The sequence below is a fragment of the Bradyrhizobium jicamae genome (assembly GCF_018130215.1).
In the GTDB taxonomy this organism is placed as follows: Bacteria; Pseudomonadota; Alphaproteobacteria; order Rhizobiales; family Xanthobacteraceae; genus Bradyrhizobium; species Bradyrhizobium jicamae_A.
Genome location: NZ_JAFCKQ010000052.1, coordinates 1 through 14,274, shown reverse-complemented (window position 1 = coordinate 14,274; position 14,274 = coordinate 1). Strand labels below are relative to the sequence as shown.

The 14,274-nt window shown below is 61.6% G+C and carries 6 protein-coding genes; 5 read left to right on the top strand and 1 reads right to left on the bottom strand.

All coding sequences use genetic code 11. The features are described from left to right. The first annotated feature begins 387 nt into the window (after nucleotides 1-387). A complete protein-coding gene (locus JQ586_RS33970; RefSeq protein ID WP_249148525.1) occupies nucleotides 388-2,157 on the top strand; it encodes a long-chain fatty acid--CoA ligase in 1,770 nt (589 codons plus the stop codon). 485 nt (nucleotides 2,158-2,642) lie between these two features. Next, nucleotides 2,643-4,100, top strand: coding sequence for a wax ester/triacylglycerol synthase family O-acyltransferase (locus JQ586_RS33965; protein ID WP_212398997.1), 1,458 nt, complete (start codon nucleotides 2,643-2,645; stop codon nucleotides 4,098-4,100). A gap of 281 nt (nucleotides 4,101-4,381) precedes the next feature. Here JQ586_RS33965 and JQ586_RS40825 read toward each other — a convergent pair whose 3' ends face one another. Further along, nucleotides 4,382-4,645 carry a hypothetical protein gene (locus tag JQ586_RS40825; protein WP_249148524.1) on the bottom strand — a complete coding sequence of 88 codons (264 nt, stop codon included), beginning with the start codon at nucleotides 4,643-4,645 and terminating at the stop codon, nucleotides 4,382-4,384. Nucleotides 4,646-4,696: 51 nt separating this feature from the next. Here JQ586_RS40825 and JQ586_RS33955 point away from each other — a divergent pair, with 51 nt between their 5' ends. From JQ586_RS33955 to JQ586_RS33945, 3 genes are all read left to right on the top strand, one after another. Continuing rightward, nucleotides 4,697-4,891: a hypothetical protein gene (locus tag JQ586_RS33955; RefSeq protein WP_212398996.1), complete on the top strand. Its 195-nt coding sequence runs from the start codon at nucleotides 4,697-4,699 to the stop codon at nucleotides 4,889-4,891. A gap of 760 nt (nucleotides 4,892-5,651) precedes the next feature. Then, complete coding sequence (locus tag JQ586_RS33950; RefSeq protein ID WP_212398995.1) at nucleotides 5,652-9,902, top strand: hypothetical protein; 4,251 nt, start codon at nucleotides 5,652-5,654, stop codon at nucleotides 9,900-9,902. A gap of 12 nt (nucleotides 9,903-9,914) precedes the next feature. Next, on the top strand, nucleotides 9,915-13,820 hold the full coding sequence (locus tag JQ586_RS33945) for a hypothetical protein (protein ID WP_212398994.1): 3,906 nt from the start codon (nucleotides 9,915-9,917) through the stop codon (nucleotides 13,818-13,820). Nucleotides 13,821-14,274 lie beyond the last annotated feature (454 nt).

The window sequence follows — 14,274 nt, the reverse complement described above, 5'->3', positions numbered from 1 at the left end:
GCGTACACACCGGGCAAACGGTGTTCCAGCCACCCTATGACCAAATCCGCATTCGGTCCGTCCTGCTTAGGCATATCGTCAGTTACGCTTACCGTCTCATAGGCGATCGGCCATTTCAAATGGACCCGCATTTCCGGGCTCATTAGTTTTGGCTCCGTTCGCAGTGACCCTCACCGATCAGGAGTAGTCGACCGCTCGACCTACTACGGATATCTGTCGCGGCTGCGGGCTACCATCCGACACCACAACTGCCGAAGTCGCGCATCGAGATCGACGGCGCGCCGCTGTATCGCTCCCCGTCCCGTCGCTCGACGGACAGCGCGGCTAGTCTAGTTCGGCTGCGATGCCCCTTCGCAATGCAATATACCTATTTAAGGGCTGATCGTCTTGCAAACACGCCTCATCGCGGCGATCATGGAGCTATCGCAGCTTTTGTCCATCGACAGGAAAGGCGCGCTCATGTCTGCACCCTGGGTCAAGTCGTATCCGAAGGGCGTTCGCTGGGATGCAGAACTGGAAACGATGCCGCTCGCGCAAATCCTCGAGCGTTCGGCGACCAAATGGCCTTCCAATCCCGCGCTCGACTTCATGAACCGGAAGTTCTCGTATCAGGAGTTGAGCGATCTCACTAACCGCGCCGCGAAGGGCTTTCAGAAACTGGGTGTACGTCCGGGCGTTCATGTCGGTGTCTATTTGCCGAATACGCCTCATTACATCGTCGCGTTCTTTGGCGTGATGAAGGCCGGCGGCACCATCGTCAACTACTCGCCGCTCGATGCAGAAAAGGTCCTCGAGCACAAGGTTGAGGACAGTGAGACCGATTTTCTCGTGACACTCGACCTGAAGGCGCTCTACCCTCAGATGGACCGACTGCTCGGAACGACGCGACTGAAGAGCCTAATCGTTGGCAACATGGCGGAAATGACGCCCGCGCCTGAAGCCGTGCGCGCCCGGATGGCCAAGAATGGCGAACTCGTCGAAGTCCCCAGTGACAGCCAGCATTTGACGTTTCACGAATTGCTAGACAATGACGGCAATTATGTCGAGCATCCGATAGCGGACCTACGCCAGACGATTGCAGTGCTTCAATATACCGGCGGGACGACCGGCCTTCCGAAAGGAGCAATGCTGACCCATGCCAACCTCTCGTCCGCAACCGCACAGTATGTCGAGACGACGCACACGCAACCCCAGCTCTTGGAAGAAGGACGCGAGCGGATACTCGCAGTCCTGCCGCCGTTCCACATCTATGCTTTGACCGTCAATATGCTGCTTGGCGTTTATCTAGGCGCCGAGTTAATCTTGCACACAAGGTTCGACACAGCGGCCGTCGTCAGAGACATCCACGAAAAGAAAGTTACTGTGTTTCCTGGCGTGCCGACGATGTATGTCGCAATCATCAACCATCCTGGTGTGGAGAACCTTGATTTATCGTCGATCAAATGGTGCGCATCTGGCGGCGCACCTCTTCCTCTCGAGATTCAGAAGCGCTTTCAGGAAATCTCTGGGTGTCGGCTCGCCGAGGGTTGGGGCATGACCGAAACATCGCCGACAGGAACATTCACACCGCTGGACGGCGCGGTGAAGCCAGGCTCGTGCGGCATTCCCATTCCCGGCATCACCATCAAGTTCGCTGATGTCGACGAACCCTCGCGCTACGTAAATCTCGGGGAAAAAGGCGAAATATGCATCGGCGGTCCTAATGTAATGAAGGGCTATTGGAAACGCCCGGATGCGACGAAGGAGACGATGACTCAGGACGGCCTTCTTCGAACGGGGGACGTTGGATACATGGATGAAGACGGATACGTCTTCATTGTCGACCGGACCAAGGACATGCTGCTTTGCGGCGGGTTCAACGTGTATCCACGGATCATCGAAGAAGCAATCTACAAGCACCCAAGCGTCGAAGAGGTCATCGTCATCGGGATCCACGATGATTACCGAGGCCAGTCACCAAAGGCGTTCGTCAAGCTGAAGACAAACGCTGAGCCAATCTCGCTCGAGCAGATGAAGGACTTTCTCAAAGACAAGTTAGGGAAACATGAGATGATCAGCGCGCTGGAAATTCGTGATGCGCTGCCGAGAACTGCGGTTGGCAAGCTCTCGAAGAAAGAGCTCAACGAAGAAGAGGCCGGGAAGCGCTCTTCCATTTAGTGCCGACGCATTTATGGTCTCGCGGTTGCAGTGCTCGAACGAAGGCTTGGTACCTGCCGCGAATTGTCGGGTAACGCCAATGTCCTTACGTGCAAAAGTCGGTGCGGCTTTCGACCGTTCCCACTATCCGTTAGGGGTCGGTCGACAGTTTGCCGCGATCCTGGCATGCGGCTCGCGCGTTGAAGTACTTAGGAGGATTTCCGTTCCATCCCTTGTACTGCATGGCGCAGACGATCCGTCTGGTACCCGTCGAAGGCGGCAGGCACAGCGCAGCGCAGATTTCAGGTTCAAAACTAATGATCATTCCCGGAATGGGTCACGACATTCCGACCAGCCTCATTCCCACATTGGTCGACGCAATTGCCGCGCACTGCGAAACCGCCGACCAAAATTCAAACCCCGCGGATGTTACGCAGAAAGCCGAACCAACCGGATGAACACGACCGAACGATCGGTTGGCACTTGGAAACGGATGGGAGGATGCCATGGACAGATTGTCAGCTCTCGATGCCAGTTTTCTCTATGGCGAAACACCGGAATCTCCCATGCATGTCGCGGGGCTCGCGATCTTTGAACCGCCGCCCGCTGATACCGAAGTATTTCCCGCCTTCCGCGACCATCTAAAAGCGCGGCTCCACCTCGTACCATTCTTCCAACGCAAACTGGTCTTGACGCCAATTCAGCTCGATCACCCGGTCTGGGCACACGAGGACGATCTCGACCTCGATTATCACTTTCGGCACGTCTCCTTGCCAAAGCCCGGGACTCTGGAGCAACTCGAGACCTTGGTGGCGCGACTGCACATGATCCTCCTCGATCGCTCGCGCCCCCTTTGGCAGTACTATGTGATTGAGGGATTGGAGGGCGGCGGCTTCGCGATCTACATCAAGATGCACCACGCCGGCATCGACGGTGGCGCAGGCATGGCTGCGCTACCCATCATTTTCGCAACCTCTCCTGATCCGGAACCGGTGCCGCTACCTACGCCGCCAGCGCGAGGCAGTCGAACGCCTGAACTATTCGAGTTGATCAGCGATTCATACGCTAGGTTTTTCAATCAGCAGCGCGAGTTCTACGAGTCGTGGCCCGATATTGGCAAGGCGATTGCGAAGGTCGGACAACGTGTCACGAAGGACCTTGCCAATCCGCCCCGCATGATGCCGCTAGCGCCAAAGACACTGTTTAATGCATCCCTGTCCAGCCAGCGATCATTCGGAACCTGCACCATTTCTCTCCGCGATGCCAAATCATTGGCGAGACAGACGAAATCGAAGATCAACGATGTCGTCATGACCATCAGCGCTGGCGCCTTGCGACGCTATCTTGAGGTGAAAAATAGTCTTCCCGAGAGTCCCTTGATTGCCGCAATTCCCGTTTCGCTGCGTAAAGCCGGCAATGCCGACATGAACAACCAGGTTACGGCAATGCTGTGCAATCTTGCGACCCATATTTCGGACCCAGTACGCCGCCTGGAGGCGATTGTCGCCTCCTCCGCCGATTCGAAGCAGCGCCTAGAGGACATACGCGAAGTCATTCCGACCGACATGACCTGGCTTGGTGCGCCGATCATCGCCACCGGCATGGCCCGCCTTTTGAATCAGGCAAAGCTCGCCGAACGACTGCCGGCAATTGTGAACGTGCTGATTTCGAACGTACCCGGTCCGAAGGAGCCGCTATATTGCGCAGGCGCGCAGATGACGCATTATTTTCCGGTTTCGATTCCGTCGAACGGAAGCGTCCTCAATATCACCGTCCAAAGTTACCTCGACAAGCTAGATTTCGGCCTCATCGCCTGCCGGAATGCTGTTCCCGATATAGAACGACTGGTGACGTTCCTGGCCGATGAGTTTGAGCTCCTGAGAGCCGCGGCCAGCCGGGCATCGCCGTCAAAGGCAAGCACAGTTGACATCAAGGAGACGAAGCCGGCGCAGCGGTCCGCATGAGAGATTTCCTGTGATTGGGCAGCGAGGCGATCCGAGTTGGGCGTTTATCAAAGTCTTCGCGTGTCACGCCCGCCATTGTTTCTAGGCGGAATGCCAGTCGCCTACTGACAGTCTTGCGGGCCTTGGCGCCCTTCGATCTCGGTCAATTCAATCTCTCCACCATCACAGAAGTTACGAAAGACGACGCGACCACTCCCGGGAGGCGGTGGTCGATAGCTACGATCGATCCAATCTACTAACCGCCTGTGTGAAATAGGTGGCCTGGCCAATGGAATGGGCAATCACCATTTTTCCATCCGTTCCGAGACATGCGGCTTGAGCCAGACGTCCGCTCCGCGCCACAGCCAGTCCTCTCCGGCATGTCGCAGTTTTCTCGGTAGTCGTGCAAACTGCTTGAATCCGATCACCATCGACTCGTGGCCGACAAGGGGTTCGACGCGCGTTTTTGAAAAGCCGACTTCGCGCATCCAGGCCTGACAATCCTCGCCCGTATAGGCGCGGCAGCCTGTCGCATTGAGCTGAGATTGAAACAGCTCATCGATCAATCTATTGCAACTGCCTAACTTGGGAGGATTTTTTGGACAAACGTTTTTTATATGCTCGCCGTGATCGGCATGACCGTCTTGGCTTCGAACTCGATGAACCCGCCAGACCTTGCCACCCGCGCCGAACCGGCATGCAAAAAGGAGTTCGGCGATGGCCCCGGCGTTGGAGCCTGCACGGTCGACCTGATCATGCGAGGATCAAACCAACAGGAGAAGACAAACGACGCCTATCGGAACGTGCGCTAATCTCATGCTGATTCACAAGAGACTGGGCGTTGCGACGCTAATTGCTTGCGGGATCGCACTGGTTCTGCTGGCGATCTACAACGAGACGCCGCAATGTCGCCTCGGTACAGTCGAGGACAATTTTACTCCATGCAAGACGGTGGTGCGTTGAACCGCGCCACCCGTAACGCACGAGGGCCACGGCCGGCACCACGATCTTCCCCCGCGCCTCAATGGCGGGAGATCCGGACGGACAGCACGAAATGAGCGGGTTCGAGAAGATCTATTCTATTGCGCCTGGTTATCACCCTTCCGGGGCAGAAGATTCAGAATCTCATTCGGACCTTCTCACTTCGGCTGTGATGGGATCGATCTTTCTTGATTGCCCGGTGCACGCGTCGAGCAACGCGACCCTCGACGCGTTGCGCGCTCCGGTGCCGTTACCGCTGCTTGCTACTCCAGCGCGTCAAGATCGGGTCCCTCCCGGCGGCATAGGCGTGGAGGATGGCTGGCTAGAACCGCTCCCTTGTTCAAATCAACGCGACTGAAACCTGTAACGACGCAATCATCAATTGTTGTGTTGTTCTATCGTGATATACTACTTTAGGATGAAACTATTTATTGCGACGAAATTGATTCAATTCGCCTAACGCAATCGGACTCCAGCGGAAATCTCAGTGTGTCCCAATCGAAGGAGCGGGACAAACTCTCGTCGAGCAGCCGCTTTGAAAAAGTAGCGAATTCTCGCGTGGATCTTCATCCTTGGGAGGTGTGATGTCCCATGCTGACCGTTGACGCCACCTCGCTCGTCGATCTTTCCAAGGAACTGACCAATCTACGCGTTGCGCTTCCACCGCCGCTGCCGTCACTCAAGGCGGTCCGACCCCCGATCCCACCCATTCCCATCCACCTCCCCGTCATCACCACATTGATGCGCGGTACGACCGTGATCGGCCATGTGATTACGCCCTTCGGTGCTCCCGTGCCGACCGCGGCGAACGTCGTACTCGCAAGCGGAACGTTGTGGATCGAGGCGACCCTGCTTGGCGCATCGTTCGCGTCTGCCGCGGGTTTCGCTGGCATACCGTTCGCAAGTGCGTCGATGACCGCCTCAGGCTCGGTCACGTTCGGCGGCGGCGAAATCGTGCTCGATGCCGCCGCGACATTGACCTTCTCCCTCACCCCTGCGATCACGCCGGCAACCGGGCCGGCCGGCGATCCCATTGGACCGGATTTCCTCGCGGCCAAGCTGACGCCGTTCACGCGCGCCACGATCGCGCTTGCTCCGGCCGGCGCCACGATCGTGTTATCCGGAGTTGGCGCGGCGACACTCTATGGCCAGTCCCTGTCGTTGACACCGGCCATCAGCCCGACGGTGGCCGAGATCAACTTCACCACGCCGCATGTCGCCATCTCCTGCAACTGCGCGCAATCAACGTTCACGGTGGCACAGTCGACCTCGCCCGAAGTCGTGATGGCCGGCAAGGCACCGATAATCGGCACCGGCGTCGTGTTTCCGATCCTCACGGCCACGACGCCGAACGCGCTTCCGGCTCCGGACGATGCCTGGGGCATCGTCGTCGTCACCGGCAGTGGTCTCTCGGCGACGATCGCCCCATTGACCGGGCCGCTCGGGCTCGGTGGCGCATCGTTTGCGCTCACCCCGGCGCGGCTGGTCGGCCTGGTTGCGAATGGCGCAGGACGCGCGCAGGAATCGTATCTGTTGTGGGCTACACCTCCACAACCATCGCCGGTGCCTCCGACCCAACCGCCGCTTGCCCGGCCGCCTTCACAGGTTACGCTCGACCTCGGACCGGGTGCGCTCGTCTCCTTCAGCGCAGCGCCCGACCAGGAGACATCGTTCGCCGCGGGAACCCTCAATGCGCTGCTCGATCGTCCGGTGGACGCCGGCGGCCAGAGGATCGCCCTGCGTGGACCGGCATTGTTCATCCGGGTACACACCGCTACGTCGATCACGGTTGACATCGGATCGGTGCTCACGCCGACCGCCAATACGTCGCTGGCGCTCATAGCCGAGAACGCCCTCATTCCCGTCGGCACGCCGAACGGATTTTTGCTCAGCGGTACGCTGGCGCAGGGACGAATCTCCGGCGGTCTCTCAATCGGCTTTCCAGCCGGGGTGATCGTTCCAACATTCCCGGATCCCTATGCGGCGTCGTACACCGCCGGCGCCGGCCGCGAGTTGCTTGCGGGTGTCGCCGCGTTGGTGACGTGGACCGCCACGACACCGCCGGTTCTCTCGATCAGCCCGATCAGAAGATCGGCTCTCGCACCATCCCCTGCGCCACCCGGTAATGCGACAGTTTCGCTGCCGCCCGCTGCGACCGCGGGTAACGCCTTCCGGCTGCTCGACGTTTCGAGCAACGCAGATCAATGGGGTGTCACCATAGGCGTGCTCGGCGGCGCACAATTCAGCTTTGCGGGTCTGCAAATGCAGGCGCCGGCAGCCGACACGGCCGTTTTCACGGTGCCTGGAATCTCCTGGGAGCCGGTGGTCGACGCGACCGGCGTGCCTAACTGGCTCGCTGCGTTCTCACCCGATGACGGGATTCCGACCACGTTCCTCGTCGCCGTGACTGCGCCCACGCCAATCGTTCCCGTCCTCGCGCTCGAGCAATACCAGGCCGGCGCCGGACAACTGCCGACGCAAGCGGCCTTCACGCTTCCGTTCGGCATCACGGCGAACCTATCCGAGCCGACGCCCGCTTCTCCCGGACCAAGCTATGTCATCCCGTCGGTGGAATTCCCCGACGAGGGGCTGACAGGCGCGCGAGTGCTGTCGATCACTGGACCGCAGGGCATCCTCCCTGGCACCGCCATCACGGGCTTCGCCGCTACTCCGCCTGCTTATGGGGCGCAGGTCCTCGGCACTGCGCTGCCGAGCGTGGCGAGCTTCTGGGATCAGGATTTCGGACCGGGCGGCCGTGGGTTCATGCCGGTCGCGCGAATTGACCTCTCGGGCTACGGAACGACGCTGTTTTCCGATTGGCACGATCCCGTACCGACCGATCCAGGCATTATCCGCGCGCTGTTCAACGTCCTTCTTGGCAGAACTGCGCATGAGATCATTACGGCGCAAACCTGGATACTGCCCTGGTGCATTCGTCTCCAGCGTACGATCACCTTTGACCGCTCCGATGCCGGCGAGGTCGTCAAGCACGATACCGGATGGCAGGCGGTCGGCCCCGGATCCTTCGAGTTGCTGGCTCCCAACGGTCTGCTCGCCGGCGCGCTCAAGTTCGTGGAAAATGTACGCAACATCCAGTTCTCGACGTCAGTCGTCACCGTCGGAGCGATCCAGTACACGCCATGCTCGTTCGAGGCTGACGTCGAGTTCGACCCGGCGATTCACATTACCGCCGACGGACGAACCAACATCCACATCGCGGCCGGAACTGCGATTCAGGGCTACGCTCAGGACACGATCACCAGCAGCGACCCGACGAAACTCAGCCCTGCACCACCCACCGCAGCCGACATTTTTGCGCTGATGCAGCAACAGGGTCGGGTCAGTGGCACGACCCACTGCATCGCCAGTCTCGGGGGAACCGGTCCGCAGCAATTCACGATGAACGTGTCCTCGTTCGGCGCGGCACTTGCGGCCGGCACGCCGGTCAAGCTGCAGACCGCGCTATTCGGGACGCCGCGCCTGCCAAAGGACGGCCAGTGGAGCGTCGCGAAGCGTCCGAGCGCCGCCAACACGCCGCAACCGGTTGATTCACAGACACCGGTGCCACTGACACGCGGCACCTCGGCAGGCATGAGCGTGCCGACGAACGCCGGGACGTTCGCCGCTGACAGCTTCCGGCTGCTCGATCCCGAGGATGCGCAGCGAGTCGATACGCCGAACATCTTCTACTCGATCATGCAGGGGACCGGGACCTCGAAGACGCTCTACGAACACCCGCTGATCAACGACGCCGGAAACGGTATCGGTTTCAACAAGCTGCCCGGGCTCGCAGATGTCGGCGCGCTGCTCGGAGTTGCCGGCATATTTCCCGACATCGGCAGCGCGCTGCAAATTCCATCAACCGACGGCCTGCCGCTCAAGGGCGACGGCTTTACCCGAACCTACACCTGGGGCCCAGGCGCCAGCCCACCCACGGCGGCGCCACCCGATCGCGCGGTTCTGGACATCGCGATCGTGCACCTGGTGCTCTCGTACAGCAAGTTCAAGGGCACGCTGACCCTCGATGCGAGCGCCACTCCAACGAACTGGTCGCTCACATTGGAGAACCTCGCCTTCATCGGCAATGTCGACGGCTTCGGTACACTTCTGACGATCACCGGCGGCTTCCAGGCCGGCTCCACGATATCGCCCGGCTTCACCAACTTGAACGTCATCTACGGCCCATCCCTTGATCCGGTTCAGGAGATCCTCACCGGGCTCAGCAGCATCGCCAAGAGTCTGGGCGGAGATGCCGAGCTTGATGTGGGCTTCTCCGGCAACACGCTCACGGTGCAGCAAGGATTCACGCTGCCGACCATTCCACTCGGCTTCGGCGAGATCACCGACCTTGGCCTCGATCTGGGATTCAGCGCGACCATCCCGAGCGACCTCTCGTTCAGTGTGGGAATCGGGAGCAAACAGGACCCGTTCCAATGGGTGGTCTCGCCGCTGGCCGGAACGGGCGCCATCGTGCTCGGCGTGCAGGGCGGCGGCCTCGATGTCTTTCTGGAGGCGGGCCTTGGGCTCGGACTTTCGATCAGCGTCGCTGTGGCGTCGGGGAGCGCCTCGATCGTCGTCAGCCTGAGTCTCGACATCGGGACAACACAGATCCAGATCGCCGCCGCGTTGACCGGCAACGCGCAGGTCGATGTGCTTGGTGGCCTCGCCAGTGCGTCGCTAACGCTCACAGCGGCAATCACGATCACCCTGCCGGCTCCGCTTCCGCCCAGCGAAGCCGATTTATCTGCACAGGTCTCGGTCGGAATCCACATCAGCATCTGCTGGGTCATCAACGTCTCTTTCGATGGGTCGTGGGGATTCAGCCAGACGATTTCTGTCTAGAGGAGGTGCCTGATGGCCGACCCACTTCGCCTGGCGCTCACCACCTTCCCGCAGCATTGGGATGGCAATGGCACGCTCACGCTCAACGTCGTTCTGATTCCGGCCGTTGACCCGCTGCCCGGTTCGCTGATCGGGCCTTCATCACCCTCCTTCGCGAACGGCACCCCGACGTTCACGGTGATCGTCAACAAGGGACTCGGCGCGTTGCCGGTCTCGAGCGGCGCGAACACAATCGCACTCACCCCGGCGATCCTGTCAGCCCCGGCATCCCCGGCAGCAACTTTCGCAATGTTGCAAAGTTCGGTGACGGCAAGCGGCGCCACGCTGGGGACTCAGCCAATCCTCGCAATTCCGCGCATTCGCAAGTCGCTGCCGCCCTCCTATCTGGCGGCCGGAGGCGGACCGCCCGACGGCAATCTCACCACGACCGATGACGAGTTTGGCTGCGCGGTTCGCGGAAGCCCGGCAGTACCAATACCGAAGACACCGTTGAAGACGCTGAGCTGGGGTCAGGTCATCTCCTACTCGCTCCGCCAGCCGGTTCTCGCGACAAAGCTCGGTCTGATCTACCAGCTTTCGGTCACCTTGCCCGCGAGCGACGCCGACGCGTTCGTCGCCGGCGGATATGTCTTCGTCGCGCTCGCCGCAAGCGATCCGTGGGCAGTCGCCGGTGCCTCGCTTGCCGGATCGATCCGCACCCACGCCGCGCGCATCCCGCCGCTCAGCGCGGCCGCCCGCGCGCTGTTTGCCCCTGTCGAGTTCCCGGTCAATGGCGAGGGTGGTACTCCGTCCGATTCATCCTTCCAGGTGGCCGACGTGTATGCAGACGGCTTCGCAAAGCTCGTCCACTGCGCGCAGCCGGCAAATTCCGCGGCGGCCGTGGGTGACGGCCTGATTGCGCCCGGCAGCGACCTCGGCATCGAGCTCGGCTGGGACGACGAGCAGGTGGTGCAATGGCACAACGATCAGCTCGCGCTGCTCAGCGCACGGACCGGCGGGACGCTTGGCAGCGCGCCCCAGACGCCGCTCGGCGTTCAAGGCTATCGCGTTGACGTCGCTGACGTAACGCCCTCGACACAAGGCGGCCCATTCAAGACGCCGGTCTGGCAATCGCTCTGCAAGGTCACCACAAAACTCCCCTCCTCGCTCGGCACCTTCACGGGCGAGCTGTGCGTCGAGCCGGCTCCGACCCAACCCTTTTCCACCACACCCGCCGATGCATGGCTTCCACGTTATTTTGCGAACTGGCGCGGCGGCTCGCTGTGCGAGCCAGACCCCATACCGCAAGCGCTGACAACCCGCACGGCGCCCGCGATACCGACACGGACAGCCGTCGACCTCACGACGCTGTTGTCCTACGGACACGTCTACTCATTCCGTGTTCGGCTCGGCGATCTGAGCAGCGGCGGGCCAGGCCTCGGCGACGAGCCGGTCAATCCCGGCCCGGCGTCGATTGCAACGCTACCCTTCCAGCGTCTGATCCCTCCCAAGGCGCCACTCGTTCAACAGCTCGACGGCAACGGAAAGCCGATTGTTCCCGTAGCAGGCACCGGAAGTTCTCCAGCCTCGCTCGTCGTGAAGCGGCCGAATATTATCTATCCGGACGTGCTCTACACCCACCTTGGCGATCTGCCGGCGTCGCGCGATACCATCCGGGCAACCCTCGTGAGCAGTGCGAAAAGCACCAACGGCATCGCCGGACTCCCTGATCCCGACGTGACCGCGGTGTCCATCGAGGTGGGGGTGCGTCATCCACTTCACGACACGGGTACCGACAACGGCCCCTACGTGACGCTCTACACGACCACACGTACGCTCAACCCGACGACTGGCTCACCACCGCTTGCGAGCGACCCCGGGACAAGGATTCCTGTCATTTTCATCGATGAACCTACGATCGTGAACTGGTCGCCGACCGGCCAGCCCGTCACGGGACCGCTGCTCATTCCGCGCGGGCGCGACGTGCGGATTACGCTACGCGGCTCGCTGCGCGCAGACGAACCCGGCTATTTCGGTCCACAGACCACCCAGGCGATGGCGACCACGATCCAGGTGCGCGTCGAGCCCACCGCCGAGCCTGTCCTGCTGGGCCAGGCGGATGCGGACGAACCGGTCACCGCCTATCTGTTCCGTCGCCCCGCCGACGTCGCCGCACCTCCGCTCGTCTCGCAGCTGGCGGAGCAGATCGGCGTGGTCGCCAACGGCAACTCGCTTTCCGCGCCGCCTGGCATGCGCATCGCGTTCGGCGCTTCGCGCGCCTTGCGCGCGATCGTCTCTGCCGACGGCGAGACATTGACTTTCGGCTCGACCAGCGAACTCTTGCGCTTCTGGGTTGTTGCCGTCGTCCTCGATCTGGAGCGCGACTGGACCTGGGACGGCCTCACCGACGCCGGTCTGACGATCCTGCGCGGCGGACCGAGCGACGGCGAAGCCGCTGCAGTCGCGGTCGGCGCCCTGGCTGTTCCACGCGTAGTCGGAGGAGCGGCGACAACGCAGCCGAGCGATCTGGCACGCTCGCGAACGCGGCTGATCTTCTTCGATGCGATCGATCCGCATGAACCGGTCTCGGGAGGTTTTCCGCAATCGCTGCAGCATCGCTGGTTCGTCAAGCCAAATCGGATCGCTGCAGGACCGCCGCTTCCGCCTTCACCGCCCACGCCGGTCTTTACGACGCCGCCTCCACCGCTCCCCACCATCGAGTTTGCCGATGCACCGCTCGACCTGCGCCTGCCAATCGCGATTCCACCCAAGCAGGTTCCCGCGATCGCGTCGGTCGGGCTTGCACTCTCACCCTACGTGGCCGGGGCACTATACGCGTCGACAGCGGCACGGCAGCGATCGCTCTGGATCGAGCTGACCGAACCGATCGCCAATGCCGATGGCGATGCACTGTTTGCGCGAGTGCTCAACCACGGAGCCGATCCACTGCTTTACGACGCCAAACCGCAGGTCGTGCCCGACAGCAACCCACCGCTACCGCTTGATCCCGAGCTAGTGCGCGCCATCATCCCTGATGACACCGACGATCGCGCCGGGCTCAACGCCATGACAGAGCTCGTGGCAGCCCCGGGCTCGAACGTTCATTTCCTGCTCCCGCTTCCGCCTGGCATGGACCCGGACGACCCCGAGCTTTTCGGCTTCTGGACCTACGAACTGCGGATCGGCCACGCCGGACAGCCGGGAGACCTGCGCTGGTGGTCGACTGCGAACGCACGCTTCGGTTCGCAACTGCGAGTGGTCGGCGTGCAGCATCCGTCGCCGGCCCTCATCTGTCACGCCGGACGCATCAACGTTCCCGGGGGCTCTGCTGCTGCAGTCCTGTCGGCCATGACGGCCGCGGCTTGTCCATTTCAGCTCGGGCAAATCATGCCACCGCTCGTACCGCCGGTCACGGCGAGCAACGGTACACCGAGCCTGGTCGTCGCGACCGCGCCTTACGCGACGCCGGTGCTCAACGGGACATTCCTCGTCACGCCCGCGCAGCCGCCGCACACCTCGATGTGGTTCCTGCTCTATGCGCAGGCCGTGCAGGCGGACGGCGCGTCCATGCGCAACGTGCTGATCGCCTCAGAGCCGGGCGTGTTTGTCAACAGGGCGCTCGACACAATCGATCCCGCGCTCAAACCCTTCTTCACGACGCTGGTCGCAAGCTCGCTGAACTCAAAAACGGGCAATCGGACGGCGGTGGCCGCGTTCCACCAGGCCCAGATCGAAGCCATTCTGGCGTCGGTCCATCTGTCTGCCAATTCGTCGCTGAGCATCATCGCCGTCGAGTTGCTGCCGGGAGGGACCAGCAGTGTGGCGCAAGACTTTGCGGGAATAGCAACGGAGGCTGTGGCCGCAAGGGGAGATACGAGCTTTCCGTTCGGTCGGATCCTGCGCGCCTCTCCGCTCGCTCCAGTTGCGCCGTTCTGTTGAGCCTAGGCATCCGACCCGGGAACCGTTCGAGCTCGATAAACGAGCGGCGGCAACACGCGACAAGGAAAATAAAAGGGGGGGCCGCGCAAGCACCGCCGGAAAGGTGACGCCAGTTCGGACGCGCCCTAGGTACCCAAGCCTGTCACCCTGTCGACGCCGGTGCTCCTGTCCCGCATGGCGCGACGCAAAGACCTTCAGCAAGCCACGGCGACACACTATGATTTTGCTTTGCACCTCTACGAGGTCCACAAACACACCACTTCCCTTACGCCGGTAGACCTTGAGATCGCCGCCGCCCCTAGGCCTTCCGAGTGGTAAGCATCCGCCGCCTGGTCGGGATCCGGACCGAAGGCGAACCAAATGATCGCGAACGACTCGCGGGAGCTAGAAGAAATGGCGGTGGGGCTCGAAGCCACCGCCCGGAAGCTTCCGCGGGGGCCGGGCCGCGATGAAT

Bases quoted from the DNA above. Each gene is read 5' to 3' on its own strand.
- JQ586_RS33950 (WP_212398995.1), top strand. From the start codon at position 5,652: ATGCTGACCGTTGACGCCACCTCGCTCGTCGATCTTTCCAAGGAACTG.
- JQ586_RS33945 (WP_212398994.1), top strand. From the start codon at position 9,915: ATGGCCGACCCACTTCGCCTGGCGCTCACCACCTTCCCGCAGCATTGG.
- JQ586_RS33965 (WP_212398997.1), top strand. From the start codon at position 2,643: ATGGACAGATTGTCAGCTCTCGATGCCAGTTTTCTCTATGGCGAAACA.
- JQ586_RS33955 (WP_212398996.1), top strand. From the start codon at position 4,697: ATGCTCGCCGTGATCGGCATGACCGTCTTGGCTTCGAACTCGATGAAC.